This is a genomic window from Enterobacter cloacae complex sp. P40C2 (genome assembly GCF_014930695.1).
GTDB lineage: Bacteria > Pseudomonadota > Gammaproteobacteria > Enterobacterales > Enterobacteriaceae > Enterobacter > Enterobacter pasteurii.
Genome location: NZ_JADBRP010000007.1, coordinates 96,217 through 114,901, shown reverse-complemented (window position 1 = coordinate 114,901; position 18,685 = coordinate 96,217). Strand labels below are relative to the sequence as shown.

Sequence of the window (18,685 nt, the reverse complement as noted above, 5' to 3'; positions counted from 1 at the left end):
GGCTTAAAACAGCAGCGATGACGAAGTGTCGAAGGCCGCGCGGCGGCGTTTTTCGGCACTCATCTGTTCGAGCTTGTCGCGATCCACGCACACCAGCGCGTGCGTCGGGCAGGCTTCCATACATGCCGGACCGGCGTCGCGGTGATAGCACAGGTCACATTTGTTGGCTTCGGCTTTCTCCGCGCGCACGCTCAGCCCGATACCGCTGTTGCGCACCACCGGGCGGACCACCACCTCCATCGCGCCATACGGACACGCCACCACGCAGGTTTTGCACCCGATGCAGCGCTCCTGCATCACGTGCACAAAGCCTTTTTCACGCTTAATTGCCCCGTTCGGACAGACGTTAGCGCAGGGCGCATCTTCACACTGACGGCAAATGGCGGCGGTTGAAATATTCACGCCCTTAATAACGTGAATACGCGGCAGGAACGTGTCGGGGGTCAGAGCGGCGCAGTCCTGCTCTGCCTGATGGGACACCACGCACGCAACCTCACAGGTGCGGCAACCAATGCATTTACTGGCATCGGCCATAATAAAACGGTTCATCTGCTTCTCCGGCATAACGGTTATGCGCGGAGTTATTCATAAAGTGTGCCAGTTTTTAACGCATTGATTTTAAAGAATAAAAAAAGCATGGCATGCTGTCATCGTCATTAGTGACGATGACAGATGTCGACGTCAGCGGTGCGGGCCGGCAATAACGGAGTCGCGCAGGATAAGCTCGCCGGAGAAGGTTTGCTGATATTTAAACTCACCGCCGTCGAGCATGAAAATCAGGCGGCTGATGGTTTCCTGAATCATCTCCGTCACCGGAATACGCACGCTGGAGAGGGACGGCACGATATAGGGCGCGATGGCCACGTCGTCAAAGCCGATGACGGACACCGCGCCCGGCGTGGCGACGCCGCTCTTGTGCAGCTGGCTGATAGCGCCAATCGCCATATCGTCGTTGCTCGCCACCAGCGCGGTAAACGGTTCGCCGCGGGTAAGCAACGCCGTGACCGCCGCCGCGCCGCTGGCCGGATTCCACTTTCCTTCGGCGATCAGCTCGTCACGCAGGGCAATGCCGTGCTGCGCCAGCGCGTCCTTATAGCCGGAAAGACGCTCAACCCCGGTGGGGGAATCCAGTGAACCGGTGATAAACGCAATCTCCCGGTGCCCTTGCGCAATCAGCTTCGATACCGCTTCCTGACACGAGGCTTTATGATCGGACCAGACGCTGTGGCTGCTGTTTTTACGTAAACGGCGGTTGAGCACCACGATCGGCTGCTCGCATTTGTCGACGATCTCGTCCAGCTCATCCACGCTCAGAAAACGCGGGTAGATAATCACCGCATCACAGCGCATATCCAGCAGATACTGGATCGCCTCGCGCTCCTCTTCGGCGCTGTGCTTGCCATCGGCCAGTATCAGCTGGCGGCCCTTTTCCTCCGTCATGCGCGCGGCGTGGAACAGCAGCTCGCTAAAGTAGACGCCGTGATAAAGGGTGTTCGTCACCACCAGCCCCAGGGTCCGGGTACGTTTGGTCGCAAGGTTTCGCGCCAGCAAATTAGGGCGATAGCCGCTCTCTTCGATTGCCTGAAATACCCGGTCTTTGGTCTCCTGGCTAACGTAGCCGTTTCCCGACAACACCCGGGAGACCGTCGCTTTCGAAACGCCTGCCCGCTTCGCCACTTCCAGCATCGTGGTCATATTGTTATTCCATGTGAAACTGATGAGCCGCAGTGTACTGCACCGCGGAAAAATTGTCGCAGCGGCGTTGTCACGCTTCCGACACCCCATTGCGATCTGCATCACGAAACAAAAAAATGTACAAAAAGCGATCTTGTTTCATTCATAGAAACTAATGATGATTATGTGAAACCGGTTTCCTACATTTCTCACAACGATAACAGGATCACATCCGATGGCAAAAAATTACGCTGCGCTGGCGAACGAGGTGGTTAGCGCGCTTGGCGGCAAAGACAACATCGTCGCCGTCACCCACTGCATGACGCGCCTGCGCTTCGTTCTGAAGGACGAAAGCCTCACCGACGCCCCGCGCCTGAAAAGCATCAGCGGCGTGCTCGGCGTGGTGCGCAACGACAACCAGTGCCAGGTGATTATTGGCAACACCGTCTCCCAGGCGTACCGCGAAGTGGTCAACCTGCTGCCGGCTAACCTGCAGCCAGCCGTACCGGAAGGTCCACAGAAGCTGACCCTGCGGCGGATTGGCGCCGGGATCCTCGATGCGCTGATCGGCACCATGTCCCCGCTGATCCCGGCGATCATCGGCGGGTCGATGGTCAAGCTGCTGGCGATGATCCTCGAGATGACCGGCGTGCTGGGCAAAGGCGACCCGACGCTGACGATCCTGACCGTTATCGGCGACGGCGCGTTCTTCTTCCTGCCGCTGATGGTGGCGGCGTCCGCGGCGGTGAAGTTCAAAACCAACATGTCGCTGGCCATTGCCATCGCGGGCGTGCTGGTTCACCCGAGCTTTATCGAGCTGATGGCGAAGGCCGCGCAGGGCGAGCACGTTGAGTTCGCGCTGATTCCGGTGACGGCGGTGAAGTACACCTACACGGTGATCCCGGCGCTGGTCATGACCTGGTGCCTGTCGTATATCGAGCGCTGGGTGGATCGTATTACCCCGGCGGTAACCAAAAACTTCCTGAAGCCGATGCTGATCGTGCTGATTGCCGCCCCGCTCGCCATCGTGCTGATTGGCCCGCTGGGGATCTGGATCGGCAGCGCCATCTCCGCGCTGGTCTATACCATTCACGGCTATCTGGGCTGGCTCTCCGTTGCCATTATGGGCGCGCTCTGGCCGCTACTGGTGATGACCGGGATGCACCGCGTCTTTACCCCAACCATCATCCAGACCATTGCCGAAACGGGTAAAGAAGGGATGGTGATGCCGTCGGAAATCGGCGCTAACCTGTCCCTCGGCGGCTCGTCGCTGGCGGTGGCGTGGAAAACCAAAAACCCGGAGCTGCGCCAGACGGCGCTGGCGGCGGCGGCCTCCGCCATCATGGCGGGGATCTCTGAACCGGCCCTCTACGGCGTGGCGGTACGCCTGAAGCGCCCGCTGATTGCGAGCCTGATCAGCGGCTTTATCTGCGGCGCGGTGGCCGGCATGGCCGGTCTTGCCAGCCACTCGATGGCGGCACCGGGGCTATTCACCAGCGTGCAGTTCTTCGACCCGGCTAACCCGATGACCATCGTCTGGGTGTTCGGCGTGATGGGGCTGGCGGTAGTGCTGTCGTTTGTTCTGACCCTGCTCTTAGGGTTTGAGGATATTCCGGTAGAAGACGAAGCCGAAAAAGCGCGCGCCCTGCAAACCGCACCGGTTCAGAACAAAGCAGCAGAAGCATAAATTGAAAGCGAGGTAAGAATGTCTGTTTTTCCACAAGGATTTTTATGGGGCGGCGCGCTTGCCGCCAACCAGAGTGAAGGAGCTTACCGTGAAGGCGGTAAAGGGCTGACAACGGTCGATATGATCCCCCACGGCGCACACCGTCTGGCGGTAAAGGTCGGCAAGGAAAAACGGTTTTCGTTGCGTGACGACGAATTTTACCCGAGCCACGAGGCGATTGATTTTTACCATCGCTACAAGGAAGACATCGCCCTGATGGCGGAGATGGGCTTTACGGTGTTCCGCACCTCGATTGCCTGGAGCCGCCTCTATCCGAACGGGGACGAGCCGCTGCCGAATAAAGAGGGCATCGCCTTCTACCGCGCGGTGTTCGAGGAGTGCAAAAAGTACAACATCGAGCCGCTGGTCACGCTCTGCCACTTCGACGTGCCGATGCATCTGGTGACGGAATACGGCTCGTGGCGCAACCGTAAGATGGTGGATTTCTTCGCCCGCTACGCCCGCACCTGCTTTGAAGAATTTAACGGGCTGGTGAAATACTGGCTGACCTTTAACGAAATCAACATCATGCTGCACAGCCCGTTCTCCGGCGCGGGGCTGGTGTTTGAGGACGGTGAAAACGAGGATCAGGTGAAATACCAGGCCGCGCACCACGAGCTGGTGGCGAGCGCGCTGGCGACCAAAATCGCCCACGAGGTGAACCCGGAAAACCAGGTCGGCTGCATGCTGGCGGGCGGGAATTTCTACCCCTACTCCTGCAAGCCGGAAGACGTGTGGATGGCGCTGGAGAAGGACCGCGAGAACCTGTTCTTCATCGACGTGCAGGCGCGCGGCAGCTATCCGGCCTACTCCGCCCGCGTGTTCCGCGAAAAAGGGGTGGTGATTGTAAAAGACCCTGGCGACGACGAACTGCTGAAAAACACCGTCGACTTTGTCTCGTTCAGCTATTACGCCTCGCGCTGCGCGTCGGCGGACATGAACGCGGGCAACACCAGCGCGGCGAACATCGTGAAGTCTTTACGCAACCCGCACATTCAGGTGAGCGAGTGGGGCTGGGGCATTGACCCGCTCGGCCTGCGCATCACCATGAACATGATGTACGACCGCTACCAGAAGCCGCTGTTCCTGGTGGAAAACGGCCTCGGCGCAAAGGACGTCATTGATGAAAACGGCGAGATTAACGACGACTACCGCATCAGCTATCTGCGCGAGCACATCCGCGCGATGGGCGACGCCATCGAGGACGGCGTGCCGCTGATGGGTTACACCACCTGGGGCTGCATTGACCTGGTCTCGGCCTCAACCGGGGAGATGAGCAAGCGCTACGGGTTTGTCTACGTTGACCGCGACGACGCCGGTAACGGCACGCTGGACAGAAAGCGCAAGAAATCGTTCTGGTGGTACAAGAAGGTGATTGCGAGTAACGGGGGGGATCTGGCGTAGCCTGTTGCCCTCACCCTAACCCTCTCCCACGGGGAGAGGGGACAAAACACACCCTCTCCCACGGGGAGAGGGGACAAAACACACCCTCTCCCCTATAGGGAGAGGGGTTCAAAACCACCCTTTCCAACCCATCCCGCAAGCCGTGAATAGACCACCTCCACCGCCGCTTTCACCGGCGGCGTCATCGGGTAATAAAACCCGACGATGTCCGGCTGGATGCCCAAAAACAGCACCTCGCCAACATCCTCTTTAATCTGATCCACCAGATAGTTAAGCGGCATGTTGTGGGTGGTCATCATGAACATCTCCGCGATATCGTCCGGATCGATCAGGCGGATTTCCCCCGGGTTCAGCCCCATATCGGTGGCGTCGACGATTAACAGCCTGTCCGGGCGAAGCTCGCGAATGGCAACCACGTCGTTTTCCGGCGCGCTGCCGCCGTCGATCACGGTCCAGCTCCCCTGCGGGCTGGCCGCGCACATTTCCGCCAGCAGCGGGCCCGCGCCGTCGTCGCCCATCATGCTGTTGCCGACACACAGTAAAACGTCAGTCACGTAATCTCCTCACCATCAGGTAGATGGCGCTCTCCTGATGAATATCGTGCAGCATGCCGAGCAGCGTTTTGCTCCACGCCTGCTGCGCCGGGGTTTGCACGCTCAGCGCCGCGTCAAAAGCGTTGGCGAGCATCGTGATGTGGTTGGCGTCGATAACGATCTCGCCATATTTCGGCACGCCCTCCATTTTACGCCGCGCCGCACTGCCCTCCTCCAGCGTGGCGATCCACGCCAGGTACTCGGGCCACGGGCAGCTTAACGCCGTTTCGAGGCAGTCGATCACCCCGAGGTGATGCCCAATCGCCAGGCTGTAATAGACCACCTGCTGCGCCGCATCCGGCGTGGCGTCGTTCTCATCAATAAATTTACGGCTCAGCTGGCTGAACACCACCGTTTCACTCATCGGATACGCGCCTCATCCACTACGCTGTTCAGGTTCGCCACAATCTCATTGAGGCGCGGATCGTTCTCCGCCTCCAGCCAGCGCGCCACCTGATGCTCGCCCTGGCTCAGCAGGCGCAGATAATCGTCGGCAATCTGGCGGCCATAGCGATAGCCCGCCAGCTTCCGCGCCGTGCGGTCGACCTTCACCCGCAGCGGCTGCACCATGTCCGGGTGCAGGAGCATCGCAGGCTGGTTGTCGAGCTCACCCGGTTCGCGGGCGTGGATTTTCTGCTCCAGCAGGCCAAGCGCCATCGCAAAGCCGTACAGCGTGGCGGCAGGCGTCGGCGGGCAGCCCGGAATGTAGACGTCCACCGGCACGATTTTGTCGGTACCGCCCCAGACGCAGTAGAGGTCGTGGAAGATACCGCCGCTGTTGCCGCAGGCCCCGTAGGAGATGCAAATTTTCGGATCCGGCGCGGACTGCCAGGCGCGCAGCGCGGGCGATCGCATGGCGCGGGTAACGGCGCCGGTAAACAGCAGGATGTCCGCATGGCGCGGGGACGGCACCACCTTGATGCCGAAGCGTTCGGCGTCAAACAGCGGCGACAGCGTGGCGAAGATCTCGATCTCGCAGCCGTTGCAGCCGCCGCAGTCCACGCGGTAAACGTAGGCCGAGCGTTTGATTTTTTTCAGCAGCGACGCCTTCATGCTGGCGATGGACTCTTCCACCGTCATCGGCACCGGGATGCCGTTATCGTCGCGCGGGCCGAGTAAGTTTTCCATCAGCTGGCCTCTCTCATATGGCGGGTTAAATCGATGCGGTCAGACGGCAGCAGGCATTTCTGCCGCTTGCACTCCGGGCAGGTTTCAAAGCTTTCACGATGGTGCTCCGCGCGGGCGTCGCCGTTGTGCTGCAGCAGGGCAATGGCGTAGTCGATCTCCTTTTGCACGGCGAACGGGCGGTTGCAGACGCGGCAGCTGCACAGGTCAAAGCGCGACTGCTGTAAAAAGTCCTCTTTCCTCCACACCGCCAGCTCGTACTCCTGAGAAAGACGAATGGCGACCGTCGGGCAGACCTCTTCGCAGCGGCCGCAGAAGATGCAGCGCCCGAGGTTAAACTGCCAGGCCAGCTCGCCGGTTTTCAGATCCGTTTCCACCGTTAAGGCATTCGACGGGCAGGCGTTGACGCAGGCCGCGCAGCCGATGCACTGCTGCGGGTTGTGCTCCGGCTTGCCGCGAAAGTTTTTATCCACCGGCATCGGCTCCAGCGGATAGCGGCTGGTCTGCGTGCCGGTTTTGATTACTTTTTTGATAAAGGTAAACATGGCGAATCCTTATTTCAGCGGCGAGTTCTTACGCTCGATGCTGTAGCGCTCAAGCTCTTTGTACGGCACCACCTGGCTTTTCTTCTTGCGCACGTCCACCACGGTCATGCGGTCGGTGCAGGAGTAGCACGGGTCGAGGCTGCCGATAATCAGCGGCGCGTCAGAGACGGTGTTGCCGCGCAGCATGTAGCGCAGGGTTGGCCAGTTGGCGTAGGTGGCCGCGCGGCAGCGCCAGCGGTAGAGCTTCTGGTTGTCGCCGGTCATGCTCCAGTGGATGTCGTCCCCGCGCGGCGCTTCGGCAAAGCCCAACGCAAAGCGGTTCGGAATGTAGGTGAAGCCCTCCACCATCAGCGGGCCGCCCGGCAGGTTATCGAGCCCAAAGTCGATCATGTTCAGCGCGGTGAATACCTCGTTGATACGCACCTTCAGGCGGGAGATGACGTCGCAGCCCTGCTCGCTGTGCACTTCCATCGGCAGCAGGCCGTAGCCGACGAACGGGTGATCGGCACGGGTGTCGCGGGCGTGACCGCTGGCGCGCACCATCGGGCCAACGTTGCTGAAGTCGCGGGCAATTTCCGGGTCAAGACGACCGATGCCGACGGTGCGCTGCTCGATGTTTGGCGTGCTGAGCAGCATATCCACCAGCTCCTGCACGTCGCGGCGCATCTGCTGGGCAAGCTGGCGGGTCTGGACCATGTCATCCTTCAGCAGGTCGCGGCGGATCCCGCCGATCAGGTTCAGGCCGTAGGTTTTACGCGCCCCGGTGAGGATCTCCGCCATCTTCATTGACGCTTCGCGCACGCGGAAGAACTGCATAAACCCGGAGTCAAAGCCAACGAAGTGGCAGGCCAGGCCGAGGTTCAGCAGGTGCGAGTGCAGGCGCTCTACCTCCAGCAGAATGGCGCGGATCGTTTGCGCGCGTTCCGGCACCACGATCCCCATGCCGTTCTCCACCGAGGTGGTGTAGGCGGTGCTGTGGGCAAAGCCGCAGATGCCGCACACCCGGTCAGAGAGGAACGTGACCTCGTTGTAGCCCATGCGGGTTTCCGCCAGCTTTTCCATGCCGCGATGGACGTAGAACAGGCGGTAGTCGGCGTCGATGATGTTCTCGCCGTCAACGAACAGGCGGAAGTGGCCCGGTTCGTCAGAGGTGACGTGCAGCGGGCCGATCGGCACCACGTTGTTCTTCTTGCTGCCCAGCTCGTTGATGAACTCGTAGGTTTCGCTGTCGGTGGTCGGAGCCGGACGCTGGCGGTAGTCCATGCTGTCCTTGCGCAGCGGGTAGAGCTCGTCCGGCCAGTCGTCCGGCAGCACCAGGCGGCGCTCGTCCGGCAGGCCGACCGGCACCAGGCCGTACATGTCGCGAACTTCGCGCTCGCCCCAGACGGCGGCAGGCACGCGCGGCGTCACGGAGGGGTATTCCGGCTTGTTCGGGTCGACCTCGACGCGCACGGTAAGCCAGCACTTCTCGCCCTGCTCCATCGACATCACGTAGTACACCGCATAGCTGCCGCACAGCTGGCGCTCGTCGTTGCCGAACAGCACCGACAGCCAGCCGCCCTGCCGGTAGTAAAGAAACTCCACCACTTCCGGCAGATAGTTCACCTTCACGGTGACGGTTACCTGGTCTTTGGTCTGCCAGGACTCCTCCAGCACCACGCCGGGGAAAGCCTGATGCAGCGCGGCGAGATACTGCTGACCTTTCTTTTCTTCAGACATAAATACTCTCTTTAATCACGCCACCAGCAAGGAGACGAACGCTAAAAATGCAAAACCAAAACCGGCCCAGGTGATGCGCGAGGTCGCGACAAAGCGCAGGCGCGCCATGCTGTTTTCAAACAGGGCAATCACCAGCACGCCGATAAGCAGCTTGAGTGCGGCAACCACCACGGCCAGGATCAGGCCGCCTGCGGAGAAATGCGTCATCTGCCCCCACGGGAAAAAGACGCCGAGGAACATCTGCAATACCACCAGCTGCTTGAGGCTGATGCCCCACTTGAGCACCGCAAAGCCGTAGCCGCTGTACTCGGTGAGCGGCCCTTCCTGTAGCTCCTGCTCCGCCTCCGCGAGATCGAACGGCAGCTTGCCCATCTCGATAAAGGTGGCGAACGCGCAGGCGCACAGAGCCAGCACCAGCGGAACGGAGCGGTCCACCGGCCAGTGGTAAACGGTATGGGTGATAAAGCTGATGTGGGTTGAGCCAGCAACCTGCGCGGCGACCCACAGCCCCAATAGCAGGATCGGCTCAACCAGCACGCCGAGCATTGCCTCGCGGCTGGCGCCGATGCCGGTAAACGGGCTCCCGGTGTCCAGGCCCGCAATCGCAAAGAAGAAGCGGGCGATGGCGAAGAGGTAAATCAGCGTAATCAGATCCCCGAGCGCCGGCAGCGGCGAGCCTACCGTGATCACCGGGAGCGCGGTGGCGATGGTCAGCATCACGCCCACCATCACGAACGGCGTCAGGCGGAAGACCCAGCCTGCGGCGTCCGGCGCCACGCTCTGGCGGGAGAGCAGCTTAAAGAGATCGCGGTACTCCTGGAGCACGCCAGGCCCGCGACGGTTGTGCATCCGGGCTCGCGCCACGCGGCTCACCCCGGAAAGCAGCGGCGCAGCGGCGAACAGCACCAGCGCCTGAAGTAATGCCAGTAACAGACTCATGTCAGGCTCCTCGGGAAATCACAATCACCACCAGCACCGCCAGCTCGATCAGCGCCAGACGGCGGAACAGCACGGGCACGGCGGCATTCTGCCAGCCCGGCACCCGGCCCTGCGGGTTAAGCCAGTGGCGCAGCTTGAGAACGGCGGCAAAGTTCTCCTTCACCGGCATGGCGAAACCGTGAGCGGTAATGACCATCGACTGCTCGTGTTCGTAACCGCAGGCCCACGCCGCGCCGCGCGAGCGGGAGGCGAGACGGTCGCGTTTGAAGAACAGCATGAGGACAAACGGCAGCAGCGGTGCGGCAACCAGCAGCAGCGCCATCATCGGCTGGGAGACGCCGGTATGCGCCGTCGCCAGCGGCAGCGGAATGGCGTGGCCCAGCAGCGGCAGCAGCCACGGCGCGGCAACCCCGCCCGCAATGCAGCACAGCGCCAGCGCCACCACGCTGGTGGCCATCAGCACCGGCGCGCAGCAGGCGTTTTCCGCTTCCCGCGTGCGCGGCGCGCCGAGGAAGGTGACGCCGTAGACCTTCGCCATGCACATCACCGCCAGCGCGCCGGTAATCGCCAGGCCAACCGCCAGCAGCGGCCCCAGCAGGCGGCCGATAAACGCGTCGCTCTGGCCGAGCGCGAAGAACGACTGGTAAATCACCCACTCCCCGGCAAAGCCGTTCAGCGGCGGCAGCGCGGCCATCGACATCAGCCCGACCAGCATCGCAAGCGAAATGACGGGCATTTTTTTGCCGATGCCGCCGAGCTTTTCAATATCCCGATGGCCGGTGCGGAACCAGACGCTGCCCGCCCCGAGGAACAGGGTGCTTTTAAACAGGCTGTGGTTGATGAGGTGATACAGACCGCCGATAAACCCGGCGGCAATCAGCGCCGGCTGGCCGAGCGCCAGCCCGGTGACGCCCGCGCCCAGCCCCAGCAGGATGATGCCGATGTTTTCCAGGGTGTGGTACGCCAGCAGGCGCTGAATGTTGTGCTCCATCAGCGCGTACAGCCCGCCGACAAACGCGGTAACCATGCCCGCAATCAGCAGCACCACGCCCCACCACAGCGGCGGCAGGCCGCCGGTGAGCGTGATGGTCAGCATGCCGAACAGGCCGACCTTCATCACCACGGTGGAGAACAGCGCCGCGGCCGGCGCAGAGGCGCTGGCGTGCGCCTGCGGCACCCAGCCGTGCAGGGGGATGATCCCGGCAAGCAGGCCAAAGCCCGCCACGCCGAGCAGCCAGACGTCGTTCCCCAGCGGCTGGCCGTTAAGCGCGGCAAAATCCAGGGTGCCGAAACGCTGCCACACCAGCCAGCAGGCCACGGCCAGCAGCAGCGTGCCGAGGCGGCCGAGCGCAAACCACAGCTTGCCGGAGGCGCTGCATCCGGTCAGGAACACGCCGCACAGCGCCATGATCTCCGCCATCACCACCAGCGCGCCGAGGTTGCTGGCGATAACGGTGCAGACCGCTGCCGCCATCAGCAGGTTTACCAGCAGGCCGTTCACTCTGGTGTGCTGATGACGGTGCCAGTCAATATTAAACAGGCTGATAAACAGCCCGCACAGGCCAAAGGTCACCAGCCAGACGGCGTTCAGCGGCGTAAGCTGAACGGCATGGCGAACGAGCGGAATCACGGCTTCGGCGGTCTGGCCGCCGAGTAACACCACCGCGCCCGCCGCCAGCGTCATCAGGCTGCCCGCCGCCCCGCCGATACCGGCGATCCAGCCGCTCAGGGTTTTATGGAAAGAGAACAGTAACGCCAGCACCGCAGCAGCGGTGAAGTACGCCACGGCGCTGTTAATCATGAATATCGCGTTCATTTCGCCCCCTCGTTAAGCGCCCGCAGCAGCGACAGATCGCCGACGTCGGTATTAATGGTCAGTTCGCGCTTGCGCCTGCTGGTGCGGGCAATATCGCGAATGTTGACCAGAATGAGCGCCTTCGTCGGGCAGGTCCGCACGCAGGCCGGACCCTGCTCATCGAAGCTGCACAGGTCGCACTTCACCGCAACGGCCCGCACGCCCGGGACCCAGTCGAGCAGCGTGCTCACCCGTGCCGGAGCCGGTGGCGCAGGCGGCGCTTTCGGGGTATTGGCGTTCGCCGGAATGTGGAGCGGACGGCTGCCGGAAAATTCAATGGCGCCGAACGGGCAGGCGATGGCGCACAGCTTGCAGCTTACGCACAGGCTTTCGTTCAGCTGCACCGCGCCATCGACGCGGGTAATAGCGTTTACCGGACAGACGCCCGCGCACGGGGCATCTTCACAGTGGTGACAGAGCTGCGGGGCAGACTCTTTCTCATTACGCATGACGCGCAGGCGCGGCATGGACTGCAGCCCGTGCTGGCGGTGCGTTTCCGAACACGCCGCCTCACAGGTTCGACAGCCAATACAGACCGTCGAGTCAGAAATTACAAAACGGTTCACCGGGTCATCCTCTGGTGATGGTCATTTTTGACGAAAAAGCTGTCTTATCGACACTTCTCGACACTCGCTTTTCAGGCCACGTTCGCCGCGGATTTTCCGTCGATCAGCTGTTTCAGGTTGATCGGCAAATCATGCTCAACGGCGTGATAGAGGCCGTTGTAAACCGGCGCGATCTTCTCCAGATAGTGCTCCAGCACCTGCTGGCGATCGCGGTTGCTGACGTGACCGTCCACCATGCCGTCCGCCATCAGCTGCGCCCGGGCGATGCAGTGCCTGTCGCCCTCTTTCGTCTCAACGTAGTACTCAATCGTGTGGCTGTTGAAGATGTCCGCCAGGGTGACGTAAATCGTAAAGTGGCCGAATAACACGAAGCGCATGTCTCCCTGTGCCGCACAGCTCATGGCGTGGTGCAGATGGGCCTTCGACAGCGTGATCCCCTGGACCAGTGAATTGCAGTACAGGTGCCACTGCTCCTGAAGCTGCTGATGACGTTGCGCGATGTAATCCGCTTTTTCGCTAATTTCCCAAATAGTCATAAAAGGTATCCGGTTAATGGAGATAGCGGCTGTAAAGCAGATTCCGTGCCAGTTTTTATTTAATTGATTTATATAGCTTTTAATTACAAAGACGCTGCCACTGTCGCCGTGTCGACGTGTCATTTCGACAGCGTTGACATCGTCACGCCGTAACGGAAATCAAGCTGGCACCGTTATTGCATTGAACGGGCAATTCATTAAGGAGGCGTCATGCACGAAATCACCCTCTGCCAGCGGGCACTGGAACTTATCGAACAGCAGGCGGTACTGAACCACGCGAAGCGCGTGACCGGCGTCTGGCTGAAGGTCGGCGCGTTTTCCTGCGTCGAGACCAGCGCCCTGACCTTCTGTTTTGAACTGGTGTGCCGCGGCACGCTGGCAGAAGGCTGCGAGCTGCATATCGACGAGCAGCAGGCGGAGTGCTGGTGCGAGCAGTGCCAGCAGTACGTCACGCTGCTGTCTTCGAAGGTGCAGCGCTGCCCGCAGTGCCAGAGCGCCGGACTACGCATCGTGGCGGATGACGGGATGCAGATCCAACGCCTCGAAATCGAGAAGGAGTAATGTATGTGTAGTACCTGCGGTTGCGCCGAAGGCAACCTGTATATAGAAGGGGATGAACATCGTCCTCACTCCGCGTTTCGCTCCGCCCCCTTTTCCCCTGCCCCGCGCCCTGCGGCGCCCCTGTCCGGTATTACCTTTGCGCCGCAGCGTTCCGCCGCGGGCGACCTGCACTACGGCCGCGGCGAAGCGGGCACTCACGCACCGGGCATGAGCCAGCGCCAGATGCTGGAGGTAGAGATCGACGTGCTGGACAAAAATAACCGGCTCGCCGCCCGCAACCGCGCGCGCTTTGCCGCGCGCAAACAGCTGGTGCTGAACCTGGTCTCCAGCCCCGGCTCCGGTAAAACGACCCTGCTGACCGAAACCCTCAGGCGCCTGAACGAGCGCGTCTCCTGCGCGGTGATTGAAGGCGACCAGCAAACCGTTAACGACGCGGCGCGCATCCGCGAAACCGGCACCCCGGCGATTCAGGTTAACACCGGCAAAGGCTGCCATCTGGACGCGCAGATGATTGCCGACGCCGCCCCGCGCCTGCCGCTGGCGGATAGCGGCATCCTGTTTATTGAAAACGTCGGTAACCTGGTGTGCCCGGCAAGCTTCGATCTCGGCGAACGGCACAAAGTGGCGGTACTCTCCGTTACCGAAGGGGAGGACAAGCCGCTGAAGTACCCGCACATGTTCGCCGCCGCCTCCGTCATGCTGCTAAATAAGATCGACCTGCTGCCGTACCTGAATTTTGACGTGGATACCTGTCTGGCCTACGCGCGGGAGGTAAATCCGGACATTCATATCCTGCTGGTGTCCGCCACGCGCGGCGACGGGATGGACGCCTGGCTGGACTGGCTGGAGAGTGAACGATGTGCATAGGCGTACCCGGACAAATCCATTCCATTGACGGGAATCAGGCCAAAGTGGAGGTCTGCGGCATTCTGCGCGACGTGGATCTGACGCTGGTGGGCAGCCACGATGAAGCGGGGGCCTCGCGCCTCGGCCAGTGGGTGCTGGTGCACGTGGGGTTTGCCATGAGCGTGATTAATGAAGCAGACGCCCGCGACACGCTGGACGCCCTGCAGAATATGTTCGACGTCGAGCCGGACGTGGGCGCCCTGCTGTACGGCGAGGAGCGCTAGCATATGCGATACGTTGATGAATACCGCTCGCCGGAGCAGGTGCTACAGCTTATCGAGCGCCTGAAAGCGCGCGCGGCGCTGCTGAACTACACCCGGGAGAGGCCGCTGCGGATCATGGAGGTGTGCGGCGGACATACGCACGCCATCTTTAAATTTGGCCTCGACCAGCTGCTGCCGGAGAATATCGAGTTTATCCACGGCCCCGGCTGCCCGGTGTGCGTTCTGCCGATGGGCCGCATCGACAGCTGTATCGACATCGCCAGCCGGCCCGGCGTGATTTTTTGCACCTTTGGCGACGCCATGCGGGTACCGGGGAAAAATGGCTCGCTGCTCCAGGCGAAGGCGCGCGGCGCGGACGTGCGGATCGTCTACTCGCCGATGGACGCCCTGACGCTTGCCATGAATAACCCCGACCGCAAGGTCGTCTTCTTCGGGCTGGGTTTTGAAACCACCATGCCCGCCACCGCCATCACCCTTCAGCAGGCGAAGGCCCGCCACGTCACTAACTTTTTCTTTTTCTGTCAGCACATCACCCTCATCCCCACGCTGCGCAGCCTGCTGGAGGCGCCGGATAACGGCATTGACGCGTTTCTGGCCCCGGGCCACGTCAGCATGGTGATTGGCACAGAAGCCTACGGTTTTATCGCCGAACGGTACAATCGTCCGTTAGTGGTGGCTGGTTTCGAACCGCTTGATCTACTGCAAGGCGTGACCATGCTGGTTGAGCAGAAAATAGCAGCCCTGAGCGCGGTAGAAAATCAGTATCGCCGCGTGGTGCCCGATGCGGGAAATATACGGGCGCAGCGGGCAATAGCCGACGCGTTTAGCGTTGAGGGCGACAGCGAGTGGCGCGGGCTGGGGCTGATTGCCAACTCCGGCGTGCGCCTGACGCCCGCGTATCACGCCTTTGATGCCGAAACGCACTTCCGCCCGCGCCCGCAGCAGGTGTGTGACGATCCCCGCGCCCGCTGCGGCGACGTGCTCACCGGCAGGTGCAAACCTCATCACTGCCCGTTATTCGGCAACGCCTGTAACCCGCAAACCGCGTTTGGCGCGCTGATGGTCTCCTCCGAAGGGGCATGCGCCGCGTGGTATCAATATCGCAACCAGGAGTGTGAAGCATGAACACGGTGGAAATGGCGCACGGAAGCGGTGGACAAGCGATGCAGCAGCTGATTAACCGGCTGTTCATGGAAGCCTTTAATAACCCCTGGCTCGCCGAGCAGGAGGATCAGGCGCGCATCGCGCTCTCAACGCTCACCGCCCAGGGCGACCGGCTGGCGTTCTCCACCGACAGCTACGTGATTGATCCGCTGTTCTTCCCGGGCGGCGATATCGGCAAGCTCGCCGTCTGCGGCACGGCCAACGACGTGGCCGTCAGCGGGGCGATCCCCCGCTACCTCTCCTGCGGGTTTATCCTCGAAGAAGGTCTGGCGATGGAGACGCTCGCGGCGGTGGTGAACAGCATGGCGCACACCGCCCGCGAGGCGGGTATCGCCATCGTCACCGGGGATACCAAGGTAGTGCAGCGCGGCGCGGCTGATAAGCTGTTCATCAACACCGCCGGTATGGGGGCGATCCCCGCCGACGTTCACTGGGGCGCGCAGCGGCTCAGCGCGGGCGACGTGCTGCTGGTGACCGGCACGCTGGGCTGTCACGGCGCGACGATCCTTAACCTGCGCGAAGGCCTGGGGCTGGACGGCGAGCTGTGCAGCGACTGCGCGGTACTCACGCCGCTGATCCAGACGCTGCGGACCGTTCCCGGCGTGAAAGCGCTGCGCGATGCCACCCGCGGCGGCGTGAATGCCGTGGTGCATGAGTTTGCCGCCAGCAGTGGCTGTGGTATCGAGCTTAACGAGCGCAGCCTGCCCGTCAGGCCTGCCGTTCGCGGCCTGTGCGAACTGCTGGGGCTCGACCCGCTGAACTTTGCCAACGAGGGCAAGCTGCTGATCGGCGTGGAGCGCCAGGCTGCCGAAGCCGTGCTGGAGAAGCTGCGTGCGCATCCTTCAGGGAAAGAGGCCGCCATCATAGGTGAAGTGGTTGAGCGCAAAGGGGTGCGCCTGACCGGGCTTTACGGCGTGAAGCGCACGCTGGATCTGCCGCACGCTGAACCGTTACCCCGTATTTGCTAGACCGCATCAATAGCGGTCAGCGCCGAACGTCTCTTTTTGCCAGTTTCTATTGGAAAGCAACAATGCCGTACACACCGATGAGCGATCTTGGACAGCAGGGCCTGTTTGACATCACGCGCACTCTTTTACAACAGCCCGATCTCGGCGCGCTGAGCGATGCCCTGACGCGGCTGGTCAGGCAATCCGCGCTGGCGGACAGTGCCGCCATTGTGCTCTGGCATAGCGCAACCCAGCGCGCGAGCTATTTCTCAACGCGTGATAACGGCAAGGTCTTCGAGTATGAAGATGAAACGTTCCTGGCGCACGGCCCGGTGCGCCGTATCCTCTCCCGTCCGGAAGCCCTGCACTGCAACTTTGACCAGTTCCGCCAGGCCTGGCCTAAGCTTGCAGAGAGCAACCTTTACCACCCGTTCGGCCACTACAGCATGCTGCCGCTGGCGGTGGAGGGGCATATTTTTGGCGGCTGCGAGTTTATCCGCAATACCGACCAGCCCTGGAGCGAGGCGGAGTACGAGCGCCTGCATACCTTTACCCAGATTGTGGCCGTCGTCGCCGAGCAGATCCAAAGCCGCGTCACCAATAACGTGGATTACGACCTGCTGAGCCGCGAGCGCGATAACTTCCGCATTCTGGTGGCGATCACCAATGCCGTTCTGTCGCGGCTCGATATGGATGAGCTGGTCAGCGAGGTCGCCAAAGAGATCCACCACTACTTCAAGATCGACGCCATCAGCATTGCGCTGCGCGGGAACCGTAAAGGCAAGCTCAACATTTACTCCACCCACTACCTCGATGAGGCTAATCCGGCGCACGAGCAGAGCGAGGTGGACGAAGCGGGCACCCTTTCTGAGCGGGTATTTAAAAGCAAAGAGATCCTGCTGCTGAATCTCAGCGAGCAGGATCCGCTGGCGCCGTACGAGCGCATGCTGTTCAACACCTGGGGCAATAAGATCCAGACCCTGTGCCTGCTGCCGCTGATGTCCGGCAACACCATGCTCGGCGTGCTCAAACTGGCGCAGTGCGACGAGGCGGTATTTACCACCGCCAACCTCAAGCTGCTGCGCCAGATTGCCGAGCGTATCTCCATTGCCCTGGATAACGCCCTCGCCTATCAGGAGATCCACCGCCTGAAGGAGCGGCTGGTGGACGAGAACCTGGCGCTGACCGAGCAGCTCAACAACGTAGACAGCGAGTTTGGCGAAATCATCGGGCGCAGCGATGCCATGTACAGCGTGCTCAAGCAGGTGGAGATGGTGGCGCAAAGCGACAGCACGGTGCTGATCCTCGGCGAAACCGGCACCGGGAAAGAGCTGATTGCCCGGGCGATCCACAACCTGAGCAACCGCAACAGCCGCCGGATGGTGAAGATGAACTGCGCGGCGATGCCTGCTGGCTTACTGGAAAGCGACCTGTTCGGCCACGAACGCGGTGCCTTTACCGGCGCCAGCAGCCAGCGGCTGGGCCGTTTTGAGCTGGCGGATAAAAGCTCTTTGTTCCTCGACGAAGTGGGCGATATGCCGCTGGAGCTCCAGCCCAAACTGCTGCGCGTGCTGCAGGAGCAGGAGTTTGAGCGTCTGGGCAGCAACAAGCTGATCCAGACCGACGTGCGCCTGATCGCCGCTACCAACCGCGATCTGAAAAAAATGGTCGCAGATCGTGAGTTCAGAAGCGATCTCTACTATCGCCTGAACGTGTTCCCGATCTGCCTGCCGCCGCTGCGCGAGCGCCCGGAAGATATTCCGCTGCTGGTGAAAGCCTTTACCGCGAAGATTGCCCGCCGGATGGGGCGGAACATCGACAGTATCCCTGCCGAAACGCTACGCACCCTCTCGGCGATGGAGTGGCCGGGCAACGTGCGCGAGCTGGAAAACGTCATCGAGCGCGCGGTGCTGCTGACGCGCGGGAACGTGCTTCAGCTGTCCCTGCCGGAGGTTTCTCTTGCGGAAACGACCGTGGCCGCAACCGAGGTTGCGAAAGAGGGAGAGGATGAATATCAGCTCATTTTGCGCGTGCTCAGGGAGACCAACGGCGTGGTGGCCGGGCCGAAAGGCGCGGCGCAACGGCTCGGGCTGAAGCGCACCACCCTGCTCTCGCGCATGAAGCGGCTCGGAATTGATAAAGAGAGCCTCACTTAGCCCCTGTCCCGGCGGTGCCTTCCGGCATCGCCTTTTATCACCCTA

19 protein-coding genes are annotated in these 18,685 nt (G+C 61.6%); 8 read left to right on the top strand and 11 right to left on the bottom strand.

Translation table 11 applies throughout. The features are described 5' to 3' along the window. Window positions 1-3 precede the first annotated feature (3 nt). Together hydN and IM304_RS14735 are read right to left on the bottom strand one after the other, a co-directional pair. Window positions 4-549 carry an electron transport protein HydN gene (hydN, locus tag IM304_RS14740; protein ID WP_063869411.1) on the bottom strand — a complete coding sequence of 182 codons (546 nt, stop codon included), beginning with the start codon at window positions 547-549 and terminating at the stop codon, window positions 4-6. 132 nt (window positions 550-681) lie between these two features. Beyond that, window positions 682-1,695, bottom strand: coding sequence for a LacI family DNA-binding transcriptional regulator (locus IM304_RS14735; protein WP_193356066.1), 1,014 nt, complete (start codon window positions 1,693-1,695; stop codon window positions 682-684). Between the two features lie 214 nt (window positions 1,696-1,909). Between IM304_RS14735 and ascF the strand changes: the two genes are divergently transcribed. Continuing rightward, a complete protein-coding gene (gene ascF / locus IM304_RS14730; protein ID WP_193356067.1) occupies window positions 1,910-3,361 on the top strand; it encodes a PTS cellobiose/arbutin/salicin transporter subunit IIBC in 1,452 nt (483 codons plus the stop codon). 18 nt (window positions 3,362-3,379) lie between these two features. Next, entirely contained in the window at window positions 3,380-4,804 is a 1,425-nt protein-coding gene (locus IM304_RS14725; RefSeq protein WP_193356068.1) for a 6-phospho-beta-glucosidase, read from the top strand. A 92-nt stretch (window positions 4,805-4,896) separates the two neighbouring features. Here the strand turns inward: IM304_RS14725 and hycI are convergent, their stop codons facing one another. The 9 genes from hycI to hycA all read right to left on the bottom strand — a co-directional run bounded on the left by hycI (window position 4,897) and on the right by hycA (window position 12,682). Then, window positions 4,897-5,358 (bottom strand): hydrogenase maturation peptidase HycI, encoded by a 462-nt coding sequence (gene hycI / locus IM304_RS14720; protein WP_193356069.1) that lies wholly within the window; start codon window positions 5,356-5,358, stop codon window positions 4,897-4,899. Next, entirely contained in the window at window positions 5,351-5,761 is a 411-nt protein-coding gene (locus IM304_RS14715; RefSeq protein WP_023304315.1) for a formate hydrogenlyase maturation HycH family protein, read from the bottom strand. Before IM304_RS14715 ends, hycI begins: the two co-directional genes overlap by 8 nt. After that, window positions 5,758-6,525, bottom strand: a complete 768-nt coding sequence (locus tag IM304_RS14710; protein ID WP_148421297.1) for an NADH-quinone oxidoreductase subunit B family protein — start codon at window positions 6,523-6,525, stop codon at window positions 5,758-5,760. The genes IM304_RS14715 and IM304_RS14710 overlap by 4 nt, the downstream gene beginning before the upstream one ends. Then, window positions 6,525-7,067: a formate hydrogenlyase complex iron-sulfur subunit gene (locus tag IM304_RS14705; protein WP_193356070.1), complete on the bottom strand. Its 543-nt coding sequence runs from the start codon at window positions 7,065-7,067 to the stop codon at window positions 6,525-6,527. The genes IM304_RS14710 and IM304_RS14705 overlap by 1 nt, the downstream gene beginning before the upstream one ends. A 9-nt stretch (window positions 7,068-7,076) precedes the next feature. Further along, the gene (hycE, locus tag IM304_RS14700) at window positions 7,077-8,786 is read right to left on the bottom strand and encodes a formate hydrogenlyase subunit HycE (protein ID WP_193356071.1); all 1,710 of its coding nucleotides are present in this window, start codon (window positions 8,784-8,786) and stop codon (window positions 7,077-7,079) included. Between the two features lie 15 nt (window positions 8,787-8,801). Then, entirely contained in the window at window positions 8,802-9,725 is a 924-nt protein-coding gene (locus IM304_RS14695) for a respiratory chain complex I subunit 1 family protein (RefSeq protein WP_193356072.1), read from the bottom strand. 1 nt (window position 9,726) lies between these two features. Beyond that, complete coding sequence (hycC, locus tag IM304_RS14690; protein WP_193356073.1) at window positions 9,727-11,541, bottom strand: formate hydrogenlyase subunit 3; 1,815 nt, start codon at window positions 11,539-11,541, stop codon at window positions 9,727-9,729. Continuing rightward, complete coding sequence (locus tag IM304_RS14685) at window positions 11,538-12,146, bottom strand: 4Fe-4S dicluster domain-containing protein (protein ID WP_193356074.1); 609 nt, start codon at window positions 12,144-12,146, stop codon at window positions 11,538-11,540. The genes hycC and IM304_RS14685 overlap by 4 nt, the downstream gene beginning before the upstream one ends. Before the next feature lie 71 nt (window positions 12,147-12,217). After that, on the bottom strand, window positions 12,218-12,682 hold the full coding sequence (hycA, locus tag IM304_RS14680) for a formate hydrogenlyase regulator HycA (protein ID WP_148421286.1): 465 nt from the start codon (window positions 12,680-12,682) through the stop codon (window positions 12,218-12,220). 210 nt (window positions 12,683-12,892) lie between these two features. Here hycA and hypA point away from each other — a divergent pair, with 210 nt between their 5' ends. The 6 genes from hypA (at window position 12,893) to flhA (ending at window position 18,640) form a co-directional block, all read left to right on the top strand. Next, a complete protein-coding gene (gene hypA / locus IM304_RS14675; RefSeq protein WP_193356075.1) occupies window positions 12,893-13,243 on the top strand; it encodes a hydrogenase maturation nickel metallochaperone HypA in 351 nt (116 codons plus the stop codon). Between the two features lie 3 nt (window positions 13,244-13,246). Further along, window positions 13,247-14,110: a hydrogenase nickel incorporation protein HypB gene (hypB, locus tag IM304_RS14670; RefSeq protein WP_193356076.1), complete on the top strand. Its 864-nt coding sequence runs from the start codon at window positions 13,247-13,249 to the stop codon at window positions 14,108-14,110. Further along, the gene (locus IM304_RS14665) at window positions 14,101-14,373 is read left to right on the top strand and encodes a HypC/HybG/HupF family hydrogenase formation chaperone (protein WP_193356077.1); all 273 of its coding nucleotides are present in this window, start codon (window positions 14,101-14,103) and stop codon (window positions 14,371-14,373) included. The genes hypB and IM304_RS14665 overlap by 10 nt, the downstream gene beginning before the upstream one ends. 3 nt (window positions 14,374-14,376) lie before the next feature. Next, window positions 14,377-15,498: a hydrogenase formation protein HypD gene (gene hypD, locus IM304_RS14660; protein ID WP_193356078.1), complete on the top strand. Its 1,122-nt coding sequence runs from the start codon at window positions 14,377-14,379 to the stop codon at window positions 15,496-15,498. Next, entirely contained in the window at window positions 15,495-16,505 is a 1,011-nt protein-coding gene (gene hypE, locus IM304_RS14655; protein ID WP_148421276.1) for a hydrogenase expression/formation protein HypE, read from the top strand. The genes hypD and hypE overlap by 4 nt, the downstream gene beginning before the upstream one ends. 62 nt (window positions 16,506-16,567) lie before the next feature. After that, window positions 16,568-18,640 carry a formate hydrogenlyase transcriptional activator FlhA gene (gene flhA, locus IM304_RS14650; protein ID WP_176609624.1) on the top strand — a complete coding sequence of 691 codons (2,073 nt, stop codon included), beginning with the start codon at window positions 16,568-16,570 and terminating at the stop codon, window positions 18,638-18,640. The last annotated feature ends 45 nt before the right edge of the window (window positions 18,641-18,685 follow it).

Coding starts and splice junctions, on each gene's coding strand:
- ascF (WP_193356067.1), top strand. CDS start 1,910: ATGGCAAAAAATTACGCTGCGCTGGCGAACGAGGTGGTTAGCGCGCTT.
- hypE (WP_148421276.1), top strand. CDS start 15,495: ATGAACACGGTGGAAATGGCGCACGGAAGCGGTGGACAAGCGATGCAG.
- hypD (WP_193356078.1), top strand. CDS start 14,377: ATGCGATACGTTGATGAATACCGCTCGCCGGAGCAGGTGCTACAGCTT.
- hycE (WP_193356071.1), bottom strand. CDS start 8,786: ATGTCTGAAGAAAAGAAAGGTCAGCAGTATCTCGCCGCGCTGCATCAG.
- IM304_RS14695 (WP_193356072.1), bottom strand. CDS start 9,725: ATGAGTCTGTTACTGGCATTACTTCAGGCGCTGGTGCTGTTCGCCGCT.
- hypA (WP_193356075.1), top strand. CDS start 12,893: ATGCACGAAATCACCCTCTGCCAGCGGGCACTGGAACTTATCGAACAG.
- hypB (WP_193356076.1), top strand. CDS start 13,247: ATGTGTAGTACCTGCGGTTGCGCCGAAGGCAACCTGTATATAGAAGGG.
- hycC (WP_193356073.1), bottom strand. CDS start 11,541: ATGAACGCGATATTCATGATTAACAGCGCCGTGGCGTACTTCACCGCT.
- hycA (WP_148421286.1), bottom strand. CDS start 12,682: ATGACTATTTGGGAAATTAGCGAAAAAGCGGATTACATCGCGCAACGT.
- flhA (WP_176609624.1), top strand. CDS start 16,568: ATGCCGTACACACCGATGAGCGATCTTGGACAGCAGGGCCTGTTTGAC.
- IM304_RS14735 (WP_193356066.1), bottom strand. CDS start 1,695: ATGACCACGATGCTGGAAGTGGCGAAGCGGGCAGGCGTTTCGAAAGCG.
- IM304_RS14705 (WP_193356070.1), bottom strand. CDS start 7,067: ATGTTTACCTTTATCAAAAAAGTAATCAAAACCGGCACGCAGACCAGC.
- hydN (WP_063869411.1), bottom strand. CDS start 549: ATGAACCGTTTTATTATGGCCGATGCCAGTAAATGCATTGGTTGCCGC.
- IM304_RS14715 (WP_023304315.1), bottom strand. CDS start 5,761: ATGAGTGAAACGGTGGTGTTCAGCCAGCTGAGCCGTAAATTTATTGAT.
- IM304_RS14710 (WP_148421297.1), bottom strand. CDS start 6,525: ATGGAAAACTTACTCGGCCCGCGCGACGATAACGGCATCCCGGTGCCG.
- IM304_RS14725 (WP_193356068.1), top strand. CDS start 3,380: ATGTCTGTTTTTCCACAAGGATTTTTATGGGGCGGCGCGCTTGCCGCC.
- IM304_RS14665 (WP_193356077.1), top strand. CDS start 14,101: ATGTGCATAGGCGTACCCGGACAAATCCATTCCATTGACGGGAATCAG.